The organism is Stenotrophomonas sp. AS012628 (assembly GCF_010608305.1).
Lineage (GTDB): Bacteria > Pseudomonadota > Gammaproteobacteria > Xanthomonadales > Xanthomonadaceae > Stenotrophomonas > Stenotrophomonas geniculata.
This window is the reverse complement of record NZ_VMBJ01000079.1, coordinates 1-9,642: the sequence shown is the minus strand read 5'-3', so window position 1 is coordinate 9,642 and position 9,642 is coordinate 1. Positions and strand designations below refer to the sequence as shown.

8 protein-coding genes and 1 pseudogene are annotated in these 9,642 nt (G+C 66.9%); 2 read left to right on the top strand and 7 right to left on the bottom strand.

The annotated features are described in order from the left end of the window. Positions 1-121: 121 nt before the first annotated feature. Entirely contained in the window at positions 122-1,105 is a 984-nt protein-coding gene (locus G5A07_RS20750; RefSeq protein WP_010481448.1) for a LysR family transcriptional regulator, read from the bottom strand. Positions 1,106-1,312: 207 nt separating this feature from the next. Between G5A07_RS20750 and cysK the strand changes: the two genes are divergently transcribed. Then, positions 1,313-2,272 (top strand): cysteine synthase A, encoded by a 960-nt coding sequence (gene cysK / locus G5A07_RS20745; protein ID WP_010481445.1) that lies wholly within the window; start codon positions 1,313-1,315, stop codon positions 2,270-2,272. Between the two features lie 237 nt (positions 2,273-2,509). After that, entirely contained in the window at positions 2,510-3,109 is a 600-nt protein-coding gene (locus G5A07_RS20740) for an O-acetyl-ADP-ribose deacetylase (protein WP_010481443.1), read from the top strand. A gap of 92 nt (positions 3,110-3,201) precedes the next feature. Here the strand turns inward: G5A07_RS20740 and G5A07_RS20735 are convergent, their stop codons facing one another. The 6 genes and pseudogenes from G5A07_RS20735 to G5A07_RS20710 form a co-directional block, all read right to left on the bottom strand. Next, entirely contained in the window at positions 3,202-4,350 is a 1,149-nt protein-coding gene (locus tag G5A07_RS20735; RefSeq protein WP_049408917.1) for a hypothetical protein, read from the bottom strand. 129 nt (positions 4,351-4,479) lie between these two features. Next, a complete protein-coding gene (locus tag G5A07_RS20730) occupies positions 4,480-5,484 on the bottom strand; it encodes a class I fructose-bisphosphate aldolase (protein WP_010481439.1) in 1,005 nt (334 codons plus the stop codon). Between the two features lie 196 nt (positions 5,485-5,680). After that, complete coding sequence (pyk, locus tag G5A07_RS20725; protein WP_010481436.1) at positions 5,681-7,147, bottom strand: pyruvate kinase; 1,467 nt, start codon at positions 7,145-7,147, stop codon at positions 5,681-5,683. Between the two features lie 210 nt (positions 7,148-7,357). Next, a complete protein-coding gene (locus G5A07_RS20720) occupies positions 7,358-8,011 on the bottom strand; it encodes an HAD hydrolase-like protein (protein WP_191863935.1) in 654 nt (217 codons plus the stop codon). Then, positions 8,008-9,183 carry a phosphoglycerate kinase gene (locus G5A07_RS20715; protein WP_191863934.1) on the bottom strand — a complete coding sequence of 392 codons (1,176 nt, stop codon included), beginning with the start codon at positions 9,181-9,183 and terminating at the stop codon, positions 8,008-8,010. The genes G5A07_RS20720 and G5A07_RS20715 overlap by 4 nt, the downstream gene beginning before the upstream one ends. Before the next feature lie 316 nt (positions 9,184-9,499). Further along, a pseudogene (locus G5A07_RS20710) lies at positions 9,500-9,642 on the bottom strand (IS110 family transposase); the annotation flags it as partial.

Genomic DNA, 9,642 nt, shown 5'->3' with positions numbered 1-9,642 from the left:
TACGGCGTGTCCTGCCTGCCCACACCGCCCCGCCCCCCACGGAAGCCAGCTGTTGCTGTTGCTTCGGCTTTTGCCATTGATTCGGCAGGTGCAGGGCTGCAAGCCCTGCTCGACCAACCCCTCACACCGTGATGGTCTGGGTCAGTGACTCCCACGTCGGTGGCACCGGCCACGCCGCCGCCTGGTTGCCATCCAGCACCCTGCGCAGATCGCGCGGATCAATCTGCGGTGCCAGCACGTGCACCAGCTCCAGCGCGTAATCACGCAGCACGCGGTCACGCGGCAGCACCGCCCAGGCAATGCACTCGCTGATCGGGTCCGGCGCCGGCCACGAGCGCAGGTCTTCATCGTTGGAACTGACCGCCATCTCGGCCAGCAGGCCTACGCCCAGACCCGTACGCACGTAGGTCTTGATCAGGTCCGCATCGAGCGCGGTCAGTGCCAGGTCGGGCACCAGCCCATTGGCGGCGAAGGCGCGTTGCAGCGACGAGTTCGGACGGGTCGAGGATTCGTAGCTGATCAATGGCTGGCGGGCCAGCGCGGCCAGGTCCGGGGCGCGGCCGGCGCGGTCCAGCGGGTGGCCCTTGGGCACCACCACCAGACGCCGCCAGCGGAACAGCGGCACCGCGATGCCATCGGTGGGCTCACCGCCGGCGGTGCTGATGATGGCGATATCCGCGTCACCCTGGTTCAAGCGGTCCAGCGCGTCGGCTTCGCCGGCCTGCTGCAGGTGCACGCTGACCTGCGGGTAGGCCTGCTTGATCGCTGCCACCGCCGGCGGCAGCACGAAGCGCGCCTGGGTGTGGGTGGTGGTCAGGATCAGCTGGCCCTGGCTCTCGCGGCGCTGGTTGGCCGCGTAGGTGCGGATGTTGTTGGCCTCGGCCAACACCGCGCGGGCGCGGGCGATCACCTCGGTGCCGGCCGGAGTGACCGACTCCAGGCTGCGGCCCTTGCGCACGAACAACAGGAAGCCGAGCTCGTCTTCCAGCTGCTTGAGCTGCTTGGACAGGCCAGGCTGGGTGGCATGCACGCGCGAGGCGGCGAGCGTGATGTTCAGCTCGGCGTCGGCGATGGCAACCAGGTAGCGCAGCTGGGTCAGCGTCATGGGAGGCAGGCGGCGTGGGGCGGAAGTCCACTCTAGGGTCATTTGCCGTCACCAGCTTATAACCAAAGGTTGTTTAAGAAAGGTATCTGGTCATTTCCGGGCGTCATATGCTGGCGCTACGGTCAGCCGGCAGCCGCTGGCCTGAACAGCCAGCCCTCCCCCTTCGCCCGCCGAAGCCCGGCGCGGCCCCGTTTCCGGAGCGCTTCCATGGCCCTGTACGACTCCATCCTCGATACCGTCGGCAACACCCCCATCGTCAGGCTGCAGCGCCTGGCGCCCCCGCAGGTCAGCGTCTACGCCAAGGTCGAGTCGTTCAACCCGGGCGGCTCGGTGAAGGACCGCCTGGCGCTGGCGATCATCCTCGACGCCGAAGCGCGTGGCGTGCTCAAGCCGGGCGACACCATCGTCGAAGCCACGTCAGGCAACACCGGCGTGGCACTGGCGATGGTCGCCGCCGCGCGCGGCTACAAGTTCGTGGCGACCATGGTCGAAACCTTCTCGGTGGAGCGCCGCAAGCTGATGCGCGCCTATGGCGCCAAGGTGATCCTGACCCCGGCCGCCGAACGTGGCAGCGGCATGGTGCGCAAGGCCGCCGAACTGGCCGAACAGCACGGTTGGTTCCTGGCCAGCCAGTTCGCCAACCCGGCCAACCCGGCGTACCACCGCAACACCACCGCCGCCGAGATCCTGCGCGACTTCGCCGGCAAGCGGCTGGACTACTTCGTCAGCGGCTGGGGCACCGGCGGCACGCTCACCGGTGTTGGCGAAGTGCTGAAGGTCGCGCGCCCGCAGACCCGCATCATCGCCACCGAACCGGCCGGCGCCGCACTGTTGAAGGGCGATGACTGGAAGCCACACAAGATCCAGGGCTGGACGCCGGATTTCGTGCCGGACGTGCTCAACCGCGATGTGGTGGATGAACTGGTAACGGTGGACGATGACCGCGCGATCGCCACCGCACGCCGACTGGCTGCAGAAGAAGGCATCTTCGTCGGCATCTCCGCCGGCGCTACCGTGGCCAGCGCGCTGGACGTGGCGGCCCGTGCTGAACCGGGCGCGGTGATCCTGGCGATGCTGCCCGACACCGGTGAACGCTATTTCTCCACGCCGCTGTTCGCCGATGTGAATGAGGGTTCCGACGACGACTGGCTGGCCGGCCTGCCGTAATGCGATCCGCCGGGCATGGCCCGGCGCTACCGACGTCCGACTGCAGGTAGCGCCGGGCCGTGCCCGGCGTGCGCCCTGCTTCAGCCTGCGTGAAGGCGTCGCCCGCCATCGTGCGTGAAGGCCGTCGGATCGCAGCGCGTGAGACGGTCATGACGCAGTATCGATGCCCTGTCCCCTACCGTGGGAACAGCCGGCGCAGACGCTGCGCGGAACACCTCACAGGCAGGAGACGGACGCATGAAGATCGAAGTTTGGCAGGGCGACATCACGACCCTGGCGGTGGATGCGATCGTCAACGCGGCCAATGAAACACTGCTCGGTGGCGGCGGTGTCGACGGTGCGATCCATCGTGCCGCGGGCCCTGCGCTGCTGGCCGAGTGCGAGCAACTGCCGGAGCTGCGCCCGGGCGTGCGTTGCCCGACCGGCGAAGTGCGCGCCACAGATGCTTATGCATTGCCGGCGCAGCATGTACTGCACACGGTGGGCCCGGTCTGGCACGACGGCCAGCGCGACGAACCGGCATTGCTGGCCAACTGCTACTGGAAATCGCTGCAGCTGGCCGAGTCGCTGGGCGTGCAGTCGATCGCGTTCCCGGCGATCAGCTGTGGCGTGTATGGCTATCCCCTGTACCAGGCCGCGCAGATCGCAGTGACGGAAACACTGGCGTGGCAGCGCAGCCATGCACAGCCGATGCGCATCGTGCTGGTGGCGTTCAACACTGCCACGGCAAAGGCCTACCAGCAGGCGTTGAGTGCCGCCGGGCAAAGCACGGACAACGAACCGCGCGGGTCGGTGCTGCCGCCGCTGGGCGATGCAGGCTTCGCCGCTGCGCACTGAACCACAGCGCTGCAGGTAGAAGAAAAGGCCGGGCATTGCCCGGCCTTTTCCGTTGCATCGTTGTCGTCATCCACGCGCGGCGTGGATCACGCTCAACGGCTGGCAGCTTCCACCGCAGCAGCGGCGTCATCGGCCACAGCAGCGGCAGCATCGGCCGCGGCACGTGCCGCCGAGGCCGCAGCTCCGTCGGCGCTGGCACCCTCGACCTGCACGCGCACTTCCACCATGCCCGCACCATTGTTCAGGCTGGACACGTCCACGGTGTAGTGACCGGCCGGCAGGGTCTCTTCCAGGCGCGAATTGGTACCGCTGCCACCGTCATCATCGGTCAGTTCGACGTCGCCGCCGACCACGCGCAGCACGGTATCGACCTGGCTGGAAATCGCATCCAGGCGCACGTCGGCCGGGCGATCCAGGGTCAGCAGGAAGCGGCGGCGGCCGTCGTTGTCGAGCATCGTGTACACGCTGCCCGACTTCGGCAGCGCTGTGCCATCGCGTTCCACCAGATTGCCGGGCAGTTCGATGCGGTTGGCCGACAGGGTGAACATGCCGCTGACGCCGTCGCCCAGACCGCGTGCAGTCAGGGTGTACTTGCCCGGCTTCAGTGACAGGGTCAGGCGCGAGTTGGTGCTGTCCCCGCCATCGTCATTTTCGGCGTCCACGCCCTGGCCCGACAGCTTCAGCACCGGATCGAAGACATCCGACACCAGGCGGATCTCGTACAGGCCGGCCTTGTCCACCTGCAGGGTGTAGTCCTGGGAACCACCGGCCAGCATGTCGACGATCTCGCCGCTGCCCGCCAGCGGCTTGCCGTCGTACGGCACCAGCTTCTCGGCGCGCAGGCGGTACGGACCGTAATCGGTCGAGCCGTTGGCGTTGACCGCTACCTGGTAGGTGCCGCCACCGTTGGCACGGAAGGCCAGCGAGACGTCGCCCTCGCGCTCGTAGCCGGTGTTGCTGCTGGCCACCAGGCTGCCGTTGTTGAAGACGGCGATCGAGCCGCTCAGCGAGCCGGTCAGCTTCAGCCCAACCAGCTGCTTGTCTTCCAGCTTGATCTGGTAGAGCTGGTGATGGCTGCCGTCGTTGTAGTTGATGCCGCTGCGCGAGGTGATCTCGCCGGACACCGGCTTGTCGAAATCGAGCGACGCGGCCTTGCCTGCGTCACCACCGCCGCCGAGACGGTTGCAACCGCCGGCGACCAGGACCGTGGCGACGGCCAGTGTGATTGCTGCCAAACGCATGTTGTTTCTCCTTGGCCTTCCATGTGGTTCCCACGCACCGGCCGGGCGCGTGGGGGCGGAAACGATACCCGCAAAAGCAAACGCCGGCGTGATGCCGGCGTTGCCTTGTTCATCCAGCGATGGGACGGATCAACCGTTCCACTTGCCCAGCGCGGCCAGGCCGTTGTCCTTGGCGCGCTCGTACACGGTCTTCTGGGCAGCAGCGTAGTTGCCCTTCATGTCCTTGGCCCACAGCTTCAGCGCGGCCTGCTGCATGGCGCGGCCGTAGGAGAAGCTCAGCGGCCACGGCAGGTTGCCCAGCTGGTTCATCGCGTTCAGGTGCTCGGTGGACTGCTCGTCGCTCTGGCCACCGGACAGGAACACCACGCCCGGCAGGATGGCCGGCACGGTGCTCTTCAGGCACATCACGGTCGACTCGGCCACTTCCTCGACGTCGGCCTGCTCATCGCAGCCCTTGCCGGAGATGACCATCGAGGCCTTCAGGATGGTGCCTTCCAGCAGCACGTTCTGCTGGTACAGGGCGTCGAACAGCGAACGCAGGGTGGCTTCGGTGACTTCGTAGCAGGTCTCGATGTCGTGGTCGCCGTCCATGATCACTTCCGGCTCGACCATCGGCACCAGGCCACATTCCTGGCACAGCGCGGCATAGCGGGCCAGCGCGTGGGCGTTGGACTCGATGCAGGTGCCCGACGGAATGCTTTCGCCGATGTTGATCACCGCCCGCCACTTGGCGAAGCGCGCACCCAGCTTGTAGTACTCCTGCAGGCGCTCGCGCAGGCCGTCCAGGCCTTCGGTCACCAGCTCGCCCGGGCAGCCGGCCAGCGGGTGCGCACCCTTGTCCACCTTGATGCCCGGAATCATGCCGTGGTCGGCCATGTACTTGGCGAACGGCACGCCGTCCTTGGTCGACTGACGGATGGTTTCGTCAAACAGGATGGCGCCGGAAATGTGCTCGTTGAGCTTCGGCGTGGTCAGCAGCAGTTCGCGGTAGGCACGACGGTTCTCCTCGGTGTTCTCGATACCGACGCCAGCGAAACGCTTGGCGATGGTAGCGGTGGATTCGTCGATCGCGATGATGCCCTTGCCCGGGGCAACCATGGCCTGGGCGGTTTCAGCCAGCTGTTCGATGCTCATGTACTTCCTGTGGCGGGTGCGGGAAAAACGTAAGTATAGCCCCGCCGCCCGTTGCGCCGACGTGCAGGCCAGTCTGGAAACGATTCCAATGTCCGCACCGGACAGGCGATGTCCTGTTGCGCCGGGTCAGAGCCCCTTTGCGGATCTGACCCTGGGTCGGATCCGCACGGCGGCTCCGACCCGGGGCCGACGGGGTTTACAGATCGCCCAGGCCGCTGGCGCGGCCGTCTTCACCCACTTCCAGCAGGCGCAGGGTGTTGGTCGCGCCCAGGGTTTCCATGTGCTCACCGCTGGTGAACACGACGCGGTCACCGGCCTGCAGCAGTTCGGCTTCCACCAGCAGGCGGATGCTGCCGCGCGCGGCTTCGCGCGGGGTCAGGCCACGGCTGTCGAAGTTGATCGGGAACACATCGCGCATCAGGGCCATCTGGCGGCGCGCGCCGTCGTGGCGGGTGACTGCGAACACCGGCGCCTTGGCGCGGAAGCGCGACAGGTAGCGGGCGGTGCCACCGGATTCGGTCATCGCCACGATCGCACGCACGCCCACGTGCTGCGACAGGAACATGGTGGCCATGGCAATCGCCTGGTCGGCACGTTCCAGATTACGCGGCGAGGCGTTGAAGTCGGTCTCGGTCTGGAACTGGCGCTCGGCACCCAGGCAGATACGCGCCATCGCTTCCACCGCCTTGACCGGGTACGCACCGGCAGCGGTTTCAGCCGACAGCATCACCGCGTCGGTACCGTCGATGACCGAGTTGGCCACGTCCAGCACTTCGGCACGGGTCGGGATCGGGCTTTCGACCATCGACTGCAGCATCTGCGTGGCGGTGATCACCACCTTGTTCTGCGCCAGCGAGGCCTTGATGATCTTCTTCTGCAGGCCCGGCAGCTCGGCATCGCCGATTTCCACGCCGAGGTCGCCACGGGCCACCATCACCACGTCGCTGGCCTCGACGATCTCTTCCAGGTTCTCGATCGCTTCGGTGCGCTCGATCTTCGACACCAGCGCAGCATCGCAGCCATGCGAGCGGGCGATGTCACGGGCGTCGTTCATGTCCTGCGCGTTGCGGCAGAACGACACGGCGATGAAGTCGACACCGATCCTGGCGACGATGCCGATCAGCTCCTTGTCGCGCTCGGTCAGTGCGCCCAGCGAGAGGCCACCGCCCTGCTTGTTCAGGCCCTTGCGATCAGACAGCGCGCCGTCATTGAGCACGGTGTTGATGATGCGCTCGCCCTGCACCTCGACCACCTGCAGCTGCATCAGGCCATCATCGAGCAGCAGGACATCGCCCGGGCCGACGTCCTGCGGCAGGCCGAGGTAGCTGACGCCCACCTGGGTCGCATCGCCGGGGCCGGCATTGGCGCTGGCGATCAGGTCGAAGCGGTCACCCGCCTTGAGCTGCACCTTGCCTTCGGCGAAGCGCTCGATGCGGATCTTCGGGCCCGGCAGATCGGCCAGGATGCCCACTTCCACGCCCACGCGGGCCGCAGCGGCACGCACTTCGGCGGCACGCTTGGCCTGGCCGGAGGGATCGCCGTGGCTGAAGTTGAGGCGCACCACGTTGACGCCGGCGCGGAACAGATCCTCCAGCACGCCCGGCGGATCAGTGGCCGGACCGAGGGTGGCAAGGATCTTGGTGCGACGCTGACGCTCGAACATGGTGAATGGGCCTCTCCCGATAAAGAACGGAAATTAGCACATCCTTCACGCCGCATGTATACGGTTACAGCCTTGTGCTGCCTGACTTCGCGGGTCATGGAGCGGACATCGGCCGGACATACGCTGGCGCAGGCAGTTCTGTAGAGCCGAGCCCATGCTCGGCTGGGCATAGGCCGAAGCAGCCGAGCATGGGCTCGGCTCTACAGGAGCCTAGTCCAACAGCGTCGTCAGCTGCGCCGGCTCACGGGCCAGCTGGCCGGCACCGGCTTCGGTGAGTTCGACCTCACCGCCGAAACCCCACAGCACACCGACACTGCGCAGACCGTGGTGGCGTGCGCCTTCGATGTCCATGCGGCGGTCGCCGATCATCCAGCACTGCGCGGGCTGCACCTGCAGCCGACGCAGCGCCTCGCCCACCAGCTCCGGCTTGTGGCTGCGCGAGCCGTCCAGGGTCGAACCGACGATCTCCTCAAACAGCCCGCCGAACGGCAGGTGGGCGAGGATGCGGCGCGCATGCGGCTCGTTCTTGGCCGTGACCACCGCCAGGCGGTGGCCACGACCGTGCAGCGTGCGCAGGGTGTCTTCCACCTGCGGGTACACCGTATGCTCGCGCCAGCCCTCGGCGTCGAAGCGCTCACGGTAGTAGCCCACCGCCTGTTCCACCCGCGCCGGTTCAACGAACAGCGGCGCGAAGGTGGTCCGCAGCGACGGACCGATCCAGCCCAGCAGCGTCTCCTGCGGCGGCACCGGATGGTCCATCTTCTGCAGCGCGTAAGCGATGCAGGCGGTGATGCCCACCTGCGAATCGATCAGCGTGCCATCGAGGTCGAAGAACAGCACATCCTTGCCGCGCTCGGCACTCATGCGCCGCGCGCGTCGAGTGCGGCCACCGCCGGCAGGGTCTTGCCTTCCAGGAACTCCAGGAACGCACCGCCGCCGGTGGAGATGTAGCTGACCTGCTGGGCGATATCGAACTTGTCGACCGCGGCCAGGGTGTCGCCGCCACCGGCGATGGAGAATGCCGGCGAGCTGGCGATGGCGCGGGCCAGCGCTTCGGTGCCCTTGCTGAAGGCTTCGAACTCGAACACGCCGACCGGGCCGTTCCAGACCACGGTGCCGGCCTTTTCGATCAGCTGCGCGTACTGCGCAGCGGTCTGCGGGCCGATGTCCAGGATCAGATCGTCTTCGGCAACCGCGTCGACCGCCTTCACTTCGGCAACCGCGTCCGGCATGAACTGCTTGGCGGTGACCACGTCCACCGGCAGCGGAATGTCGGCGCCACGCGCCTTGGCATCGGCCACGATCTTCTTGGCGGTATCCAGCAGGTCCGGCTCGTACAGCGACTTGCCGACATTGTAGCCGGCGGCAGCAATGAAGGTATTGGCGATGCCACCACCGACGATCAGCTGATCGACCTTGCCGACCAGGTTGGCCAGCAGTTCCAGCTTGGTGCTGACCTTGCTGCCGGCGACGATGGCCAGCAGTGGCTTGGCCGGTGCATCCAGCGCCTGCGCCAGCGCGTCCAGTTCGGCCATCAGCAGCGGGCCACCGGCAGCCACCGGGGCGAAGCGGATGACACCGTGGGTGGAGGCCTGCGCACGGTGCGCGGTGCCGAAGGCATCCATCACGAACACATCGCACAGCGCCGCGTACTTCTTCGACAGGGCTTCATCGTCCTTGCCCTCGCCGACGTTCATGCGGCAGTTTTCCAGCAGCACCAGCTGGCCCGGCTGCACGTCGACGCCGTCGACCCAGTCGCGCTCCAGCGGAACCTCGCGGCCGAGCAGCTCGGACAGGCGCTGGGCGACCGGCGCCAGCGACTCGGCTTCGCTCCACACGCCTTCCTTCGGGCGCCCCAGGTGCGAGGTGACCATCACCGCCGCGCCCTGCTCCAGCGCGCGCTTGAGCGTCGGCAGCGAAGCGGTGATGCGCTGTTCGGAAGTGACGCGGCCATTCTCGATCGGCACGTTCAGATCCTGGCGGATCAGCACGCGCTTGCCGGAGAGGTCGAGGTCGGTCATGCGGACGATGGACATGGGCAACTCTTTGGCTCAGGGACGGGATGCCGGGGTACGGCAGACGGCCATTGTATCGGGTGCGGGTGGTGGGAGGGTCGATGCCTGCGGCAGGCAGAGGCGCACGGCAACGGCAACGGCAACAGCAACAGCAACTGCCAAAGCGCTGGCGCCTCGTGATGTTGTTTGTGGGCCGGGGTGGTGTGGGCTGGCAGGGGACGCCGTGAATCCGTCCATGGAGCAACTGTGTTGATGGAGGAGCTTGGCCCCTCCATGAGACGGGCACGGTAGTGCCGGCCGCTGGCCGGCAGCCTTTGGTCTTGCGCCCTGCCTGGCCTTAGGCTGGGACCAACCCGTTTTCAGCGTCGCGCACCCGGGCGTTGAGGATCACCAGCATCTTCCGCATCACCGCCACGATGGCTACTTTTCCTTCTTTGCCTCGGGCTCGCAGCGACTGGTAGAAATCGCGCAGTTGAGGTT